This window comes from Tateyamaria sp., from assembly GCF_059783535.1.
Map to the genome: position 1 here is coordinate 1 of NZ_JBYNDP010000017.1, position 16,059 is coordinate 16,059.

The following is a 16,059-nucleotide window of genomic DNA, read 5'->3' on the forward strand; positions in this document are numbered from 1 at the left end:
TGCCGTTGCAGCCACAGATTTCCGCATCACGCGGTAAGGCTGCAACGGCTGCTAAAGGGTCCACGGGGGCACCCCCTTGGTAAGCAGGCCCAAAGATCACCGTATCGCGCATCTCGGCGATGTCGGTCTTGTCGCGGATCAGGCCAAAGAACCAGTTGCTGTCGGCGGTGTCGCCATACATGACGGTGCCGACAACTACGTTGTCCTCGATCACAAGCCTTCGATAGACCCCGCGCCCGGGATCTCGTAACACGATGTCCTCGCGCCCCTCGCCATTGGCAAAATCACCCGCGCTGAACAGATCACAGCCCGTGACCTTCAGCTTGGTGCTCAGTTCTTTCTGAACAAACGCGGCCTCTTCGCCCATGATTGTCTGAGCGGCGACTTTCGCCTGATCATAAAGCGGGGCGACAAGTCCAAAGATCGCGCCGTTGTGTTCGACGCATTCACCGACCGCGAGGATGTTTTGGTCCGAGGTCAGCATCTGGTCATCCACATGGATGCCCTTGCCCACGGCAAGACCAGCCTCTTGGGCCAGTTTCACATTGGGACGGATGCCCACTGCCATAACCAGCAGGTCGCACGGCAGTTCGGTGCCATCGTCCAAAAGTAGCGCCTTGACCTTGCCGTCTTGCCCAAGGATTTCCTTGGAGTTTGCCTGACACAGCACCGTAATGCCCTTGTCCACCAGCGCCTTGCGCAGCAGATAGCCAGCGGCCTCGTCCAGCTGACGCTCCATCAGGTGGCCCATGATGTGCACGACAGTGACGTCCACACCGCGCGCCGCCATACCAGCGGCCGCTTCGAGCCCGAGCAGACCGCCGCCAATGACCACAACCTTGTTCTGCGGCCCCATCGACATCATCAATTCGGTGTCTTCCAGATCGCGATAGGCGATCACGCCATCCAGATCATGGCCGGGCAGGGGGATCATGAATGGGTTCGAGCCCGTGCCAAAAATCAACTTGTCATAGGGAAGAACGTCGCCGTTCTCGGCGGTCACGGTCTTGGCCGCCCGATCCACCGCCATCACCCGTTCACCAAAGCGGCAGGTCACCCCGTTGTTTTCGTACCAGTCGGCATCGTGGGTCACGATCTCTTCGTAGGTCTTATCGCCCGCCAGAACGGGGCTCAGCATGATACGGTTGTAGTTCCCACGCGGCTCGGCGTTGAACAGGGTGACGTTCACGTCTGCGCCCGCATCAAACAGGTGCTCGAGCGCACGGCCCGAGGCCATACCAGCACCAATGACGATGATGTTCTGTGTCATATATCTGCTCCGCAATCTGCGTCCGAGGGAAGTCCCCGGCCTTGGGTGGGGGCGATAGCCCCCTTCCGTAGGAAGGGTTGGGGGCTGTCCGGCGATGCCAGGCGTGCCATGGGTATGAGGGCATGCATTGGCGTCACTCCGCTGCGATGGCTTTGCCACCATCAGCGGTCGATGATTTCGGCTTGGGTTTCGCGCCGTGCTCATATTCTTCAAGAAAATCAAGTACGTCCTGCCGGTAGGTGTAGTAGTCCGGATGCTCCAACAGCGCCTTGCGCGTGCGTGGTCGGGGCAGGTCCACATCCACGATCTTGCCAATGGTCGCCTGCGGTCCGTTGGTCATCATCACCACCCGATCCGCGAGCAGAATGGCCTCGTCCACGTCATGCGTCACACAGATTGCGGTCACCTTGGTACGCGACCACACCTCCATCAGTACTTCCTGCAATTCCCACCGGGTGAGCGAGTCGAGCATCCCAAACGGCTCATCCAAGAGCAGCAGTTTCGGCGACAGCGCAAACGCTCGCGCAATGCCCACCCGCTGCTTCATCCCGTTCGACAGGTCCGCGGCCTGCTTGTCCATCGCGTCAGCCAGCCCAACACGCTCAAGGTAGTACTCCACTACATCCTGGCGCTCCTGCCGCGACGCGCGGGGATAGACCTTGTCCACACCAATTGCGACGTTCTCCTTGGCGCTCAGCCACGGGAACAGGTTGGGGGACTGGAACACCACCGCACGCTCGGGATCGGCCCCCTCCACATGCCGACCATCCAGCTTGATAGCCCCTTTGGAGATCTCGTTCAGCCCCGCAGCCATGGTCAGCACGGTCGACTTGCCGCAGCCCGAGTGACCAATCAGCGAGATAAACTCGCCCTTGTTGATCTTGAGATCGAAATCCTCGACCACCGTGAGCGGCCCCTTCGGCGTCGGATACACCTTGTGCAACTGCGAGAAGTCGAGGAACCGGTTCTCGATCATCCCCTTCTGTGCATCGGCCACGGCAGAGGGCACACCGTGAATCGGGGTCACATCAGGCAAGGGCTTTGTGCCCTCGACCTTCGCCTCGATCCCCACATCCATCAGGTACTTGGTCACATCCGCTCGCAACCGCTTGAACTCGCTGTTGTGGTTCATCTCCATCCGGTCGCGCGGGCGGGGGATGGTGACTTTGAACTCCTCGCCCAAGGTCCCATCCGGGTTCAGCGCAATGATGCGGTCGGCTAGAATAATGGCCTCGTCGACATCATTGGTGATCAGCACACAGGTCTTCTTGTCGGCTTCCCAGATATGCTCGATCTCGTCTGCCAGATTGGCGCGGGTCAGCGCGTCCAGCGCAGACAACGGCTCGTCCAGCAACAGCACTTCCGGGTTCATCGCCAGCGCACGGGCCACATTCACCCGCTGCCGCATACCGCCCGACAACTCCGCCGGACGACGCGTTGTTGCGTGACCCAGGCCAACCATCTTCACATAGTGGTCCACCTTCTCGGCCCGCTCCGCCTTCGACAGGTTCGGGAAAATGGTATCGACCGCCAGACCCACATTCCCGTTTACCGTCAGCCACGGCATCAGCGAATAGCTCTGAAAGATCACCCCACGCTCCGGCCCCGGCCCGGTGATAGGCGCGCCCTTGAACGTCACCTCACCAGTCGAAGGGGTATCCAGACCCGCCATCAGGTTTATCAGGGTCGTCTTGCCAGTGCCCGAGAAGCCGAGGAGCACCAAAAACTCCCCCTCTTCCACGGACAGAGAGATGTCTTTCAGAACCTCCGTCCGCTCGGTGCCTGTCTCGAAATACTTCGATACGTTTTTGAACTCGATCATGCTCATTGGGATCACCGGTTGTTCGTGAAGGTGAACATGGACTGGATGGCGTACATCAGGCGGTCCAGCAGGAAGCCGATGATGCCGATGGTAAAGACAGCCACCATGATCTTGGCGAGGGATTGCGAAGACCCGTTCTGGAACTCATCCCAGACGAACTTGCCCAGACCGGGGTTCTGCGCCAGCATCTCGGCGGCGATCAGAACCATCCAACCAACACCCAAGCTCAGGCGCAGACCGGTAAAGATCAGCGGCAGGGCTGAGGGCAGGACTAGCTTGGTGATCTTGGTCCAGGTGTTCATTTTCAGAACTTTCGACACGCTCACCAAATCCTTGTCGATGCTAGCAACGCCAAGGGCTGTGTTGATCAGCGTCGGCCATAGCGAACACAGGGTCACGGTGATGGCCGAGGTGAGGAAGGATTTGGCGAAAAAGCCGTCCGCAGCATAGGTGGCAGACACAACCATGGTCACGATGGGCAACCACGCCAGCGGCGATACGGGCTTGAAGATTTGGATCAGTGGGTTGATGGCGGCATTGACCGTCGGACTCAAACCGGCAGCGATGCCCAAGGGGATGGCGACAACCGACGCGATCAGAAAGCCAAAGAACACGGTCTGGATCGAGGTCCAGATTTGATCGTAGTAAGTCGGCTTGCCGGTATAGACGCGCTCCTTCACGCGGTCGGCTTGACCATCCGCGATCAGCTTGGCGTTGCGTTCATCCTGCCGGACATAGAACGCCGCCTCTTTCTCCTTCTCGCGCTGCGCATCTTCATGCAGCTTTCCGACCTGCTCCCAAACCTGTGCGGGGCCGGGGATCGCACCCAGCGAAGTTTGCACCGTCGGTGCCAGCGAGGCCCATGCGACCAGGAAAAAACCGATGGCGACAAGCGGAACGCCCAGCAAGCGCCAGATTTCCTTGGTCTGCGCCTTGGGGTTGTCTCCTGCGGCGGCCTTCAGCACCGGGGTTAACCAGGCAAGGCCGAGAACCTGGAACCATTTGTCGGCGGCGTTGATGCGGGTGAATGTCCGCTGCTTGCGCTCTTCGCGCGCTGCGGCGTCCAGATCGGATGGGTCGATGGCGGTCATGTCAGGGCCTCCTCGGCGGGATCGGGCGGGGCGGTGAAAACCCCATATCTTGTGTCTGGCGGGCTATGCTGCACTGCGGCGGTGCATAGGGGGTGTACGGGGGGTGCACGCAGGGTGAGACCGGTATGTTGGGGGCTCTTGCGGCACAGCAGCGTGCCTGAGTTTTGAGCAAACGCCCCACCGTTGGGGCCGGATTGCTGCGAAGCAGCGTAGGGTGGGCATTGCTGCCCACCCCCGTCAGGGCTTTCAACCTTCGACTGCGTTGCCGATGACCTTCTGGTCACCCTTTAGGCCGATGGGCAGGCTATCGATGTAGGCGTTGGGAGTTTTGCCGTCATAGGCGATGCCATCGATGATGTCGGCGGCAGGCGTCGGTGCCTTGAACCCATCACTATCCCAGGGGAAGTCGGCTTCGTTCGCCAGGCCTTCGTCCACCAGCAGGCGGGCTGCTTCGAGGTAAATCTCGGGCTTGTAGACCTTCGCGGCCATGTCGAAATACCACTGGTCGGGCTTCGCTTCGGCGATCTGACCCCAGCGGCGCATCTGCGTCAGGTACCAGATGGCATCCGAATAAAACGGGTATGTCGCGTTGTAGCGGAAGAATACGTTGAAGTCGGGGGCCGGGCGGCGGTCGCCCTTCTCGAATTCAAAGAAACCGGTCATCGAGTTTGCAATCACGTCGTAGTCCGCGCCCACATATTCCGAGCGGCTCAGGATCTCGACCGCTTCCTCGCGGTTGGCGTTGTCGTTCTCGTCCAGCCAGATGGCCGCACGGATCAGCGCCTTAGTGATGGCCTTGGTCGTGTTCGGGTACTCTTCAGCAAACTCGTTGGTGATGCCGAACACCTTTTCAGGGTTGTTCTTCCACATGTCGTAGTCGGTGATAACCGGTACGCCGATGCCCTTGAACACGGCTTGCTGGTTCCATGGCTCACCGACGGCATAGCCATATATTGTGCCAGCTTCCATTGTGGCGGGCATTTGTGGGGGCGGGGTTACGCTCAGCAGCACGTCTGCGCCGATCTGGCCGGTGATATTGTCGGGGCTGTAGTAGCCCGGCTCCAGACCACCGGCGGCCAGCCAATAGCGGATTTCGTAGTTGTGGGTCGAGACGGGAAACACCATTCCCATGTTGAAGGGCAGGCCTTGGTCCTTGTAGTCCTCAACGACCGGCGCCAGGGCTTCAGCGCTGATCGGGTGCTGCGGGCGACCATCGTCCATCAGCGGGACGTGAGGCTTCATCTCTTCCCAGATTTCGTTTGAAACCGTGATGCCGTTGCCGTTCAGGTCCATGGAGAATGGAGTGATGATATGCGCCTCGGTGCCGTAGCCGATGGTGGCGGCAAGGGGCTGGCCCGCCAGCATGTGTGCGCCGTCCAGTTGGCCATCGATCACACCGTCCAGCAGCACTTTCCAGTTTGCTTGTGCCTCCAGAGTGACGAACAGCCCTTCGTCTTCGAAGTAGCCATTCTCGTAGGCAATGGCCAAAGGCGCCATGTCGGTCAGCTTGATGAAGCCGAACTTCAATTCATCCTTTTCCAGGTCAAGAAGTTCAGCGTGCGCCACGGTGCCTAGCAAGGCTGTCATGGCACCTGCAAAAGTAAAGAGACGGGTCATCCTGTCGGTCCTTTTTTAAACAAAAAAACCGCCCGTTCCACGATGCGCACGGGAGGAGGTGTACGCAGGCAGAACGAGCGGCTTTGCTCTTGATAGAGCCTCCGTCTTGGAGGCTGAGGGAAGCGTCTTTGCTTCGTTGAGAATGAATGTAGCGCTCGCGACCTTCAGCAAACAACAAGAAAGTGGCGATATGATCTTGAATCCTGCTGCGATGCAGCATCTGCCTAAAAACTAGTCAGTCAGACGGGGCGAAATCGAAAGTTTCGCCATCAAAAAAAGCATCCGGTCCAAGAATCATCTCGCCCCGAGTCGATGCAACAGCGGTTGGATGGGAGAGTGCGCCTTCGATCTTGGCGGATGCACCGGGCATATCGACGCCAATCGGGCCCAAGTGCTGGCGATAGCAATCTGGACGCATCGTGCGCTGCGCCACCGCAATGGCGTGCTTGCGATCAATACCGGCGAGACGGGCGATCTCTGCTCCGATCCAAGCAGCTTGGCTGCGCCAAGGGAAATTCGCTGCGCGGTTATGAAAGCGCAGGAATCCCGGTACTTCCACTGGCTCGGCGCCAAACTGCGTTGCGAAACTGCCCATTAATGCGTGATCCAACGCGGCATGCGGAAGGTCCAGATGCGCACTGCGGGCCAGGATTTCGATGGCGAGCGGGCGGTTTTTGGGCGTGTCCAGCCATGCTGCCGCGCGTGCCACCGCGCGCATCAGTGCGCCCACGGCATACGCGTTCTCTTCTATCCATTCGTGTCGGGCAGCCAGAACCTTTTCCGGGGCATTTGCCCATATTGCTGCGCCGGGCATGATCAGTTCGCCTACCTTGTCTGCCACGGCGACCGATCCCCACGGTTCACCCACGCAAAACACGTCAATCTCCCCCAGTGCCACGGCGTCGGCCATCAAAGGGGGCGGTGTTGTGATGATCCTTATGTTAGCGGATTGCAAAGCGCCGGTATGCGCAATCCAGTACTCGAATAGCAGGCGATGCATCGAGTACGGGAACGGCACACCGACCCGCAACGAACCATCAAGCGCCTTCGAAAGCGGAATAACGGTGTCATGCGGGGTTCCAAAGCCACCGGGCCATCCGCGGTCCCGCATGGCGGAAGCCGTTGCGTTCGACACACCGATGACGGTGCCGTTGACAGACAAGACCATGAGTGCGTCGATCCGAGCGACCGGTCCACTTAGGCCAAGTGACATGGCCGTCGGCATCGGGGCCAGCATATGTGCGGCATCAAGATGACCGAGGGCTAGCAAGTCGCGTAAGGCGGCCCACGAGGGTTGGCGCAACAGGTTGAGCGACAGGCCTTCATCCGCCGCAAAGTTGAGCTCTTGAGCGACGATCAACGGCGCACTGTCGACCAAGGGCACGTATCCCAGATTTAGCCGCGAGATGCTCATGTCAGAAGATCCGATGCGGTCAAAAGGGCTTGAGCCACGTCGATCACCTTACGGTTCTGCGACATCGCTGTTTTGCGGAGAAGGGCATAGGCTTCTTCCTCGCTCACACCACGGGCGCGCATGATCATGCCCTTGGCGCGATCGACGGTCTTACGGTCTGCCAGAGCCTGCTTGGCGGCTTCAAGCTCGTTGCGCATCTGGCTCATCATCTGGAACCGCGCGATGGCGGTTTGCAGCACAGGCTTGATACGTTCAGGCTGCAATTCGCCCACGACATAAGCGGACAACCCAGCGGCCACCGCCGCTTGGGTCATCTCGTCGTCAGAGCGATCAACAAACATGGCGACGGGGCGCGTTTGTGCTTCGGAAGCGACGCTGACCTGCTCCAATGCATCACGGCTCGGGTTGGCCAGATCGATTAGGACAAGGTCCGGGTCGAGGGCTGCCAGTTTGCGGGCAAGCCCCGTGACATCGCCCAGCACAACCACATCGGTCCAGCCGCCCTCCATCAGCGCGTCAATAATATCGCGAGCGCGGTCGGGGTCAGATTCAATGACGGCTATTTTCATGGTCTCGTTCACGGACCCCTCGTGGGTCAAGTCTTTGCTCTGATCCATTGACCGAGTGCTCAGACGCAGCGCCATGTCGCAGCCGATCAAGGCGTTATCCCAAGAGTTGGGCAATGCGATCAAAAAATGTGCAACCGTCAAACAAAGGTCTGGTGCGCTGTGCAATTCCGCCGCACAGTCGCCGTCGGTGGACTGAAAAGACGGAAACAGCCAGATGGCAAATGCACCGGAACACAGCAAATACGATGTGGTCATCGTCGGTGGCGCCATAATGGGCGCATCAACGGCATGGTTCCTGACAGACAATCCTGATTTCGATGGCCGCGTTCTCGTGGTTGAACGGGATCCGACCTATTCCGCGTGCTCGACCGCCCACACAAACAGCTGCATGCGGCAGCAGTTTTCCAGCGAACTGAATGTTCGTATCAGCCAATTCGCGGCCGATTTCGTAAAGAATATCCGCGAGTACATGGGAGGCGATGACCGTGTTCCAGACCTCGGGATCCGCAGCTTTGGCTATATGTACCTGGCTGATAACGCAGGATTCGCCGATACCCTGCGTGAAAACATCGAAGTACAGCGCGCAGCTGGGGCGGCAACGCAGTTGATGACACCGGATCAAATCAAGGCTGCTTATCCGTTCTATAACGTCGATGATATCGTGCTGGGGTCCATCAACACGGTGGATGAAGGGTATTGGGACGGTGCCGCTGTTTTTGACTGGTGGCGGAGGCTCAGTCGCGAACGCGGTGTTGAATACGTCGAAAACGAGGTTGTTGCGATGACCCGCAACACTGCGGGTACGCGCGTGGAAAGCGTCACGCTGGCCAGCGGAGAGGTCATCTCTTGCGGTCAGGTTGTCAACGCGTCTGGCCCACGGGCCGCGCGCACAGCACGTATGGCAGGGATTGATGTGCCAGTGGAACCGCGCAAACGCTATTCGTGGGTGTTCAAGGCTGAACAACCGCTGGACCGCGATCTGCCACTCACTATCGATCCTTCAGGCGTGCATGTGCGTGAAAACGGGGGTGGAACCTATCAGGCGGGGGGACATTCGGATGTTGACACTGCGGTCGCGTATGATGATTTCGCCATGGATCATGGTATCTGGGAAAGCCATGTTTGGCCCATTCTAGCCGCACGTATTCCGCAGTTCGAAGCCATCAAGGTCACCAGCGAATGGGCGGGCCACTATGCGATGAACACCTTTGACCACAACGCGATCATGGGACCGCATCATGAGGTCGAGAATTTCATTTTCCTCAATGGTTTCTCAGGTCATGGCCTGCAACAGTCTCCGGCGATGGGACGGGGAACAGCGGAGTGGCTGACGCATGGCGAGTATCGCAGCCTCGACTTGTCTCCGTTCAACTATGACCGGATTGCCGCAAAACGGCCAATCATCGAAAAAGCTGTCATCTGACGGACCAAATGCGGGGCCCACGTATGCGTATCGACAATCTTCAGTACTGCAACTGGTCCGAAAAGATATTTCGCCAGATGCGCGAGGGTGGCGTGGACGCCGTGCATGTCACCATTGCCTACCACGAGAACTTTCGGGAAACGGTGCTGAATTTCGAAGCATGGAACCGCTGGTTCGAGCTTTATCCTGATCTGATCATCAAAGGGTCTTCGGTGAGCGATGTCGATCGCGCCAAGGCTGATGGTAAGACAGCGATCTTCTTTGGTTTCCAAAACCCCAGCCCCATTGAGGATGATGTCGGGTTGGTTGAGATCGTGCATACGCTTGGCGCGCGCTTCATGCAGTTGACCTACAACAATCAGTCTCTGCTTGCGACAGGGTGCTACGAGGATGACGACACCGGTATCACGCGGATGGGGCGGCAAGTGATCAGGGAGATGAACCGCGTGGGTCTGGTGGTCGACATGAGCCATTCGGCAGATCACTCCACCATTGAGGCGGCGGATATCTCGGAGCGACCCATCGCAATCACGCATGCCAACCCGCACAGTTGGCATCCTGCGTTGCGCAACAAGCGCGACGACGTGATCCGGGCGGTGACGTCGAATGGCGGGATGCTCGGGTTCTCACTTTATCCACACCATTTGAAGGATGGGTCGAACTGCACTCTGCAATCCTTTTGCGAGGCGATGGCACGCACGGCTGACAAGTTTGGCACGGACAAGATCGGCATCGGTTCTGACCTCTGCCAGGACCAGCCCGACAGTGTGGTGAAATGGATGCGCGTAGGTCGTTGGTCAAAAGAGATCGACTACGGCGAAGGTTCGGCTGCCAATCCAGGTTTTCCGCCGCAACCAGACTGGTTCCGCGACAATCGTGATTTCGGAAACATCGAGCATGGCCTGCGGGCGACGGGCATGTCGGATGACGAAGTTGCCGGTATCATGGGCGGCAACTGGTACCGGTTTTACGCCGAGAATTTTGGTCCCCTGTCGTAAACAGGACGGACAGTATAGGCGCTCTCCTGTCCCTGTTGACAATACACACAGGGGAGGAAGGCCATGAAAATCGGATTCATTGGTTTGGGAAATGTCGGCGGGAAGCTGTCCGGCAGCCTGATCCGAAATGGGCATGACGTGAGTGTGCATGATCTGAATGCAAATCTTGTGGCGGACAAGGTAGCGGCAGGCGCACAGAATGGGCAAAGCCCTGCGGCGATGATGCAGGTCTGCGACGCCGTTATTACGTGTCTTCCAAGCCCGGCGGCATCGGCTGCAGTGATGGATGAGATGCTGCCCCATGTCGGTCCAGGCAAGATCTGGATGGAGATGTCGACGACGGACGAGGCGGAAGTAAAACGCATTGGCACGCAGGTCATTGAAGCTGGAGGCGCCGCTGTCGACTGCCCCGTATCCGGTGGATGCCACCGCGCGGACACTGGTAATATCAGCATTTTTGCAGGCTGCGAGCGTGCCACGTTCGAGCGTATCCTGCCGCTGCTGATAACGATGGGGCGCCGGGTGCTGCACACCGGCGATCTGGGGTCCGCGTCTGTGCTCAAGGTGCTGACCAACTACCTTGCCACTGCAAACCTTGTCAGCTGTGCCGAGGCGCTTACGGTTGCCAAGGGGGCGGGTATGGACCTTGGCGTTGCCTATGAAGCGATGACGATCAGTTCGGGCACATCCTTTGTCCATGAAACCGAAAGTCAGGTCATCCTGAACGGCAGCCGCGACATCTCATTCACAATGGACCTGGTGGCAAAGGATATTGGCCTGTTTCAGGACGTGGCGGATCGGGCCGGGGTGCCGCTCGACCTCAACCCGTTGCTGATCCGGCTGTTCAACGACGCCATTGAGCGCTTTGGCCCACGCGAGCTGTCGCCGAACATCATCAAGCGGCTCGAAGAAGCAACAGGTTTGGATGTGACGGCACCTGGATTTCCGGAAGAAATGATTGATGAAGAGCCTGAAGAGCAGGGTGCAGAGGTGATTGTGCGCCGCTGACCCCCTTGTCCACCTGCATCGGCCAAGCTAAGGGCGGATCATGCAAGGTCTGGATTTCAAAGAAGGCGAAGTGATCGCAACAATTGCGGCATCGCCAGGGCGACGCATCCTGGGCATCGGTTCGCTATGGGTGCTGTCATTGTTGGTGATCTACGTCGGTATCGTGCGCCCACCAGAGATCGGTTGGCAATTGTTCCTGTTCGCGCTTGGCGGCGGCTCAATCTGGATTGCGGAAAAGATGCGACGCGCGACGGCCCTGACACTGGAATTGACGCCAGAAGTGCTGCGAGACAGCTCAGGCGAGATTGTGGCCCGAACTTCCGACATTGAATCCTTAGATCGCGGCATGTTCGCCTTCAAACCATCAAATGGGTTTCTTTTGCGGCTGAACACCTCGGAAGGACGCGCTTGGCGTCCCGGTCTTTGGTGGCGGCTTGGAAATCGAGTTGGTGTCGGTGGAATGACACCCGGTCACCAAGCAAAATTCATGGCCGAGATGCTCTCGGCCATGATTGCAGAACGATCGTCAGATTGATTATTCGTTCGACCACAGCACGCGCGGAGCGTAGCGGGGGCGGGTGAACACGAAATTCTCAATCTCGCGGTCTTGTAGACCGGTCTCAAACGGCGCGTCGTACTTGACGAAGGTTTCGACCACCATGACCCGCTCGTTGTGGGGCATCACGGGCAGAAGAGTCTTCAACTTGCCGACGTCGTTGTTGCTCAGCGCGGGTTTCCATCCTTTGGCTTGGGACCAGTCGCGTTTGTAGACATCATTGACGCCATCGTACTTCACGCTTGTGACGCGGACCGCGACATTGCTTTCGACATTGGCTGTCAGATAGGCAAGAATTTCGCGGGTGCCATTTAAGTAGTCATTATCAAGCGGCGTCGTCTCGCGCGATATGATGTCACCGATCGTGTACGCTGCCTTCTGGTTGATCGAGTGCTGGCGATACGAGTCGAAGATGGCGAACATCGACAGATAGGCCCAAAACAGGACGGGGATGATCAGCACGGTTTCGACCGCAAGGCTGCCACGCTCGTCGTCGCGGAAGGACTGTAGTGTTGCGATAATGCGTTTCATCAGCTTGGCTCCTGCACAAATCCGGACATCGAGACCATCTTGACGCGGCCCGCACCATCTTTGGAGAACGAAGCGCCGAGACCTGTCATCGGGAAGACCGGTTCGAAGGTGTAGCATGCGCGCAGCATCATCAGCTGGTGCTCCGAGCCGTGCACGAATGTAGTCGACGGAGTGACGGCTAAAGACACGTCAGCGCAGTCGGGTGAGTTCGGGAAACCCGAAAAGTTGCGAGCCGATACCGGTTGCATTTCGAGCTTCAGTGCAGAGTCGCAATCCTCAAGAAACCCTGAATACTCGCATACCATTGCCTTGATATCGCCGTGTGTGTAACCGGCCCCCGTGTTCAGGCGGACGTTGCGGACCGCCATGTCCAAACCCCTATCCAGGAAGCCTTGACGTACCGAGTAGATGCCGAGTTCGACCGAGGTCATGAAGAGGGTGAACATGAGGGGGACTGCAAGGGCGAATTCCACCACCATCTGGCCGTCCTCTTCACGCCGGAAGCGGCGCAGGAATGATTTGGGATTAAAGGTCATTGGGTCAGCCTCAGTTGGTTGATTTGCTTGGCAATTGCCTCGAAGGCTTCGGTGATTTCGACGCCTTCCACCCGGAAGAAGTGGCTCGGTGAGGAAGCGCAGTTTTCCATCACACCGGCCGAGTAGTCAGTCACCTCGAAGCCGACGGACCACACCACAATGCCTTGGTCTTTGGCCGCGCTGCAGATGTTTGCGAGCATTGAGTCAGCTTGAGACGACGTGTATTTGGTGTAACGCCAGTTGGACCAGCTGTGGCCGACATAGTTGTTCAGGTACCAGTGCAGCGGATAGCGGCTCCAGTGTGCGTAGTGAGACGAATTGGCATAGTACCATGGCTGGATGCGGGTGGTGTCTACGTTCTGGCCATCCGTCATCAGAACCACTGTCTTCAGCGTTTCGACATCCGAGTAGGCGGCCGGACGGCTGGCAAATGCATCATCCACGACGTTTTCGTCAGGTGCGGCCAGATCTTGAATGATCGGGCGGAACGACGGGTCCAGCAGAGCCACACCCCATTTCATCCCAAGGTGGATCGACGTATTGGCGCGTGCCCGATAGTCGTCAATCGTGTTCTTGAGGGTCGTTGCATTCTGGCTGAACGGCACGATTTCTTCGAAATCACGCTTGGGGCAGCCGGGGTTGTTGACAGGGTTGGAATAATCCCAGCCTTCGTCAAAATGCTGCATCTGTTCATAGGGAGAATCCAGATCCAACCCGGTTGACGAGAAGTCATCAATCTCAAAGTCGACGCAGTACGAGTAGTTGTGCAGATGGTTCGTCTCCATCCGCGAGAAGATGTCGTAACCTGCATTCACCTGAGCCGTGTACGGGATCAGAGAGATTGAGATTAGGTCCTCATTCTCTGCGCGGACCACAGTGTCCACAAAGGTTTTGGCCGCGTCCTGAAGGTTCGCCATCTTGCTGTTCCAGCCCATGGAGCCGGAGATATCGAGAACCATCGAAATCTCTACGTTCGACACGCGCTCTTCCGCCTGGCCCAGTGCAGGTACAGGCAATTCGCTGACACCCATCAGGTGCATGAACTGCGTGGTTGTCGACCTGTTGGCGGATGCGGTCACTGTCCGATAGTTCAGACCTTGGTCCACGGTAACGGATGACAGATAGTCGGTCATTCCGGCCTTGTTGAAGTAGTCGCGTACCACTGCTTCAGGCTCGAGCGGCTGATCCAAGTCCGCAGCTGCCAGAACGGCACGGTCGACCGTTGCTTGCATACGCGTACGTTCCATTTCGTTGCGCATGAGGTCGACGCCGATACCGCCAACCAAAATCATCATGAAAAACATCGCGACGGCGAAAATGGTCATGGACCCCGAGTCGTCGCGCGCAAATCCGGCAACGCTGCTTTTCAGCCCCGCCTTCGTCGTCAATTTCCGTGTCCACATCATTAACATAATGCACCTTATTGTTTTTGGTCATCACAGGCTTTGACAGCCTTTTGTCCAACGTTCGGTGTGGGCTCTGAATGTGGCTGAAATCGGGCAAAAGGGGGAAACCTCTGGGGTGATTTCGATCCAATTGTCATCAATCCGTGCGCGTATGCCCCACTGTTTACAATTCATTAGGAAATGACGCGAAAGCGCGTGATGTATTGAATGCGCACAAAAAAGTCGCACTGATTAACGGAACCGTCATAGGCTGGCTTCAATGACTCGGACCCAAGTGAGTCGTGCCGGAAAAAGGAGATCCCGGATGAGCACCCCCAATGAGCCCAGTTTCCGTGAGAGTGTGGACATCATGTTCAACCGCGCTGTTGCACTGATGGACCTTCCACCGGGCTTGGAAGAGAAGATCAGGGTGTGTAACGCAACCTACACCGTTCGGTTCGGTGTGCGGTTGCGCGGGCAAATCCAGACGTTTACCGGATACCGGTCCGTACATTCAGAACACATGGAACCTGTGAAGGGTGGTATTCGCTTTGCGCTGGGCGTCAATCAGGATGAAGTCGAGGCTCTTGCCGCGCTGATGACATACAAGTGCGCCCTGGTCGAAGCTCCATTCGGGGGCTCAAAGGGCGGATTGCATGTTGATCCGCGTGAATATGATGAGCACGAGATGGAGTTGATCACCCGTCGTTTTGCATACGAGCTGATCAAGCGTGATATGATCAACCCGGCACAGAACGTGCCTGCCCCCGACATGGGTACCGGTGAACGCGAGATGGCTTGGATCGCGGACCAGTACAAGCGGATGAACACGACCGACATTAACGGGGTGGCATGTGTCACCGGCAAACCAACCAATGCTGGCGGCATCCAAGGCAGGACCGAGGCCACTGGCCGAGGCGTCCAGTATGCGCTGCGTGAATTCTTCCGCGATGCGACCGGCGTTGAGAAGGCGGGCATGTCCGGTACGCTGGACGGCAAGCGCGTCGTCGTACAGGGCCTTGGCAATGTGGGATACCACGCAGCGAAGTTTTTGGCGGATGAGGACGGTTGCAAGATCGTCGGCATCATTGAACGCGATGGCGCGCTTGTGGATGACCGCGGGTTAGACGTTGATGCGGTACGCAACTGGATTGGCGGGCACGGCGGTGTCTCCGGGTATCCCGATGGGACATATGTGGAAAACGGCAGTTCTGTTTTGGAAAAGGATTGCGACATTCTCGTGCCTGCCGCACTTGAAGGTGTGATCAACCTGTCGAACGCCGCACGTGTAACGGCGCCGTTGATCATCGAGGCGGCGAATGGGCCGGTCACAGCTGGTGCAGACGCGGTATTGCGTGAGAAGGGCACCGTCATAATCCCGGACATGTATGCCAACGCTGGGGGCGTTACCGTTTCCTATTTCGAATGGGTCAAGAACCTAAGCCATATTCGGTTCGGTCGCATGCAACGCCGTCAGGAAGAAGCGCGGCACCAGTTGGTGGTAGATGAACTGGAGCGGTTAAGCCGTCATTTGGGAGACGCATGGTCCATGACCCCCGACTTCAAAGACAAGTACTTGCGGGGTGCGGATGAGCTGGAACTGGTTCGCTCTGGCCTCGATGATACAATGCGGGCGGCTTATCAGTCGATGGCGTCGGTCTGGCATGATCGTGGTGACGTCGATGACTTGCGTACGGCCGCGTATCTTGTTTCGATCGGGAAGGTGGCCGACAGCTATCGCGCCAAAGGGCTGTAGGTCCAAGATGATGTGCCAGCGCGGTCAAAGCGGCGCTGGCATACCGCGCCAGGTTCTCACAAATCTATCGCGTACGTTGCCGT

14 protein-coding genes are annotated in these 16,059 nt (G+C 57.9%); 5 read left to right on the top strand and 9 right to left on the bottom strand.

What is annotated here, in order from left to right:
* The 6 genes from AC6RA8_RS05605 to AC6RA8_RS05630 all read right to left on the bottom strand — a co-directional run.
* Window positions 1-1,270, bottom strand: a 1,270-nt coding sequence (locus tag AC6RA8_RS05605; protein ID WP_500351138.1) for an NAD(P)/FAD-dependent oxidoreductase, incomplete at its 3' end; no start/stop codon positions are given.
* Window positions 1,271-1,403: 133 nt separating this feature from the next.
* A complete protein-coding gene (locus AC6RA8_RS05610) occupies window positions 1,404-3,098 on the bottom strand; it encodes an ABC transporter ATP-binding protein (protein ID WP_500351139.1) in 1,695 nt (564 codons plus the stop codon).
* A 5-nt stretch (window positions 3,099-3,103) separates the two neighbouring features.
* Window positions 3,104-4,183, bottom strand: a complete 1,080-nt coding sequence (locus tag AC6RA8_RS05615; RefSeq protein ID WP_147112774.1) for an ABC transporter permease — start codon at window positions 4,181-4,183, stop codon at window positions 3,104-3,106.
* Window positions 4,184-4,429: 246 nt separating this feature from the next.
* Window positions 4,430-5,800 (bottom strand): CmpA/NrtA family ABC transporter substrate-binding protein, encoded by a 1,371-nt coding sequence (locus AC6RA8_RS05620; RefSeq protein ID WP_500351140.1) that lies wholly within the window; start codon window positions 5,798-5,800, stop codon window positions 4,430-4,432.
* Window positions 5,801-6,035: 235 nt separating this feature from the next.
* Complete coding sequence (locus AC6RA8_RS05625) at window positions 6,036-7,214, bottom strand: CmpA/NrtA family ABC transporter substrate-binding protein (RefSeq protein ID WP_500351141.1); 1,179 nt, start codon at window positions 7,212-7,214, stop codon at window positions 6,036-6,038.
* Complete coding sequence (locus AC6RA8_RS05630; RefSeq protein WP_500351142.1) at window positions 7,211-8,038, bottom strand: ANTAR domain-containing response regulator; 828 nt, start codon at window positions 8,036-8,038, stop codon at window positions 7,211-7,213. The genes AC6RA8_RS05625 and AC6RA8_RS05630 overlap by 4 nt, the downstream gene beginning before the upstream one ends.
* Between AC6RA8_RS05630 and AC6RA8_RS05635 the strand changes: the two genes are divergently transcribed.
* The 4 genes from AC6RA8_RS05635 to AC6RA8_RS05650 all read left to right on the top strand — a co-directional run bounded on the left by AC6RA8_RS05635 (window position 7,998) and on the right by AC6RA8_RS05650 (window position 11,747).
* Entirely contained in the window at window positions 7,998-9,206 is a 1,209-nt protein-coding gene (locus tag AC6RA8_RS05635; protein ID WP_500351143.1) for an NAD(P)/FAD-dependent oxidoreductase, read from the top strand. The genes AC6RA8_RS05630 and AC6RA8_RS05635 overlap by 41 nt on opposite strands.
* Window positions 9,207-9,229: 23 nt before the next feature.
* Entirely contained in the window at window positions 9,230-10,204 is a 975-nt protein-coding gene (locus AC6RA8_RS05640) for a membrane dipeptidase (protein WP_500351144.1), read from the top strand.
* Between the two features lie 63 nt (window positions 10,205-10,267).
* Window positions 10,268-11,212: an NAD(P)-dependent oxidoreductase gene (locus AC6RA8_RS05645; protein WP_500351145.1), complete on the top strand. Its 945-nt coding sequence runs from the start codon at window positions 10,268-10,270 to the stop codon at window positions 11,210-11,212.
* A gap of 40 nt (window positions 11,213-11,252) precedes the next feature.
* The gene (locus AC6RA8_RS05650) at window positions 11,253-11,747 is read left to right on the top strand and encodes a hypothetical protein (RefSeq protein ID WP_500351146.1); all 495 of its coding nucleotides are present in this window, start codon (window positions 11,253-11,255) and stop codon (window positions 11,745-11,747) included.
* Here the strand turns inward: AC6RA8_RS05650 and AC6RA8_RS05655 are convergent, their stop codons facing one another.
* The 3 genes from AC6RA8_RS05655 to AC6RA8_RS05665 are packed head-to-tail and all read right to left on the bottom strand — an operon-like array spanning window position 11,748 to window position 14,160.
* Window positions 11,748-12,299, bottom strand: coding sequence for a TadE/TadG family type IV pilus assembly protein (locus tag AC6RA8_RS05655; RefSeq protein ID WP_500351147.1), 552 nt, complete (start codon window positions 12,297-12,299; stop codon window positions 11,748-11,750).
* Window positions 12,299-12,835, bottom strand: a complete 537-nt coding sequence (locus AC6RA8_RS05660) for a TadE/TadG family type IV pilus assembly protein (RefSeq protein ID WP_500351148.1) — start codon at window positions 12,833-12,835, stop codon at window positions 12,299-12,301. The genes AC6RA8_RS05655 and AC6RA8_RS05660 overlap by 1 nt, the downstream gene beginning before the upstream one ends.
* The gene (locus AC6RA8_RS05665) at window positions 12,832-14,160 is read right to left on the bottom strand and encodes a pilus assembly protein TadG-related protein (RefSeq protein WP_500351149.1); all 1,329 of its coding nucleotides are present in this window, start codon (window positions 14,158-14,160) and stop codon (window positions 12,832-12,834) included. Before AC6RA8_RS05665 ends, AC6RA8_RS05660 begins: the two co-directional genes overlap by 4 nt.
* Before the next feature lie 385 nt (window positions 14,161-14,545).
* Here AC6RA8_RS05665 and AC6RA8_RS05670 point away from each other — a divergent pair, with 385 nt between their 5' ends.
* Window positions 14,546-15,976, top strand: coding sequence for a Glu/Leu/Phe/Val family dehydrogenase (locus AC6RA8_RS05670; RefSeq protein ID WP_500351150.1), 1,431 nt, complete (start codon window positions 14,546-14,548; stop codon window positions 15,974-15,976).
* Window positions 15,977-16,059 lie beyond the last annotated feature (83 nt).

Coding starts and splice junctions, on each gene's coding strand:
- AC6RA8_RS05630 (WP_500351142.1), bottom strand. CDS start 8,038: ATGACCACATCGTATTTGCTGTGTTCCGGTGCATTTGCCATCTGGCTG.
- AC6RA8_RS05665 (WP_500351149.1), bottom strand. CDS start 14,160: ATGACCATTTTCGCCGTCGCGATGTTTTTCATGATGATTTTGGTTGGC.
- AC6RA8_RS05610 (WP_500351139.1), bottom strand. CDS start 3,098: ATGAGCATGATCGAGTTCAAAAACGTATCGAAGTATTTCGAGACAGGC.
- AC6RA8_RS05655 (WP_500351147.1), bottom strand. CDS start 12,299: ATGAAACGCATTATCGCAACACTACAGTCCTTCCGCGACGACGAGCGT.
- AC6RA8_RS05635 (WP_500351143.1), top strand. CDS start 7,998: ATGGCAAATGCACCGGAACACAGCAAATACGATGTGGTCATCGTCGGT.
- AC6RA8_RS05625 (WP_500351141.1), bottom strand. CDS start 7,214: ATGAGCATCTCGCGGCTAAATCTGGGATACGTGCCCTTGGTCGACAGT.
- AC6RA8_RS05650 (WP_500351146.1), top strand. CDS start 11,253: ATGCAAGGTCTGGATTTCAAAGAAGGCGAAGTGATCGCAACAATTGCG.
- AC6RA8_RS05670 (WP_500351150.1), top strand. CDS start 14,546: ATGAGCACCCCCAATGAGCCCAGTTTCCGTGAGAGTGTGGACATCATG.
- AC6RA8_RS05645 (WP_500351145.1), top strand. CDS start 10,268: ATGAAAATCGGATTCATTGGTTTGGGAAATGTCGGCGGGAAGCTGTCC.
- AC6RA8_RS05620 (WP_500351140.1), bottom strand. CDS start 5,800: ATGACCCGTCTCTTTACTTTTGCAGGTGCCATGACAGCCTTGCTAGGC.
- AC6RA8_RS05660 (WP_500351148.1), bottom strand. CDS start 12,835: ATGACCTTTAATCCCAAATCATTCCTGCGCCGCTTCCGGCGTGAAGAG.
- AC6RA8_RS05640 (WP_500351144.1), top strand. CDS start 9,230: ATGCGTATCGACAATCTTCAGTACTGCAACTGGTCCGAAAAGATATTT.
- AC6RA8_RS05615 (WP_147112774.1), bottom strand. CDS start 4,183: ATGACCGCCATCGACCCATCCGATCTGGACGCCGCAGCGCGCGAAGAG.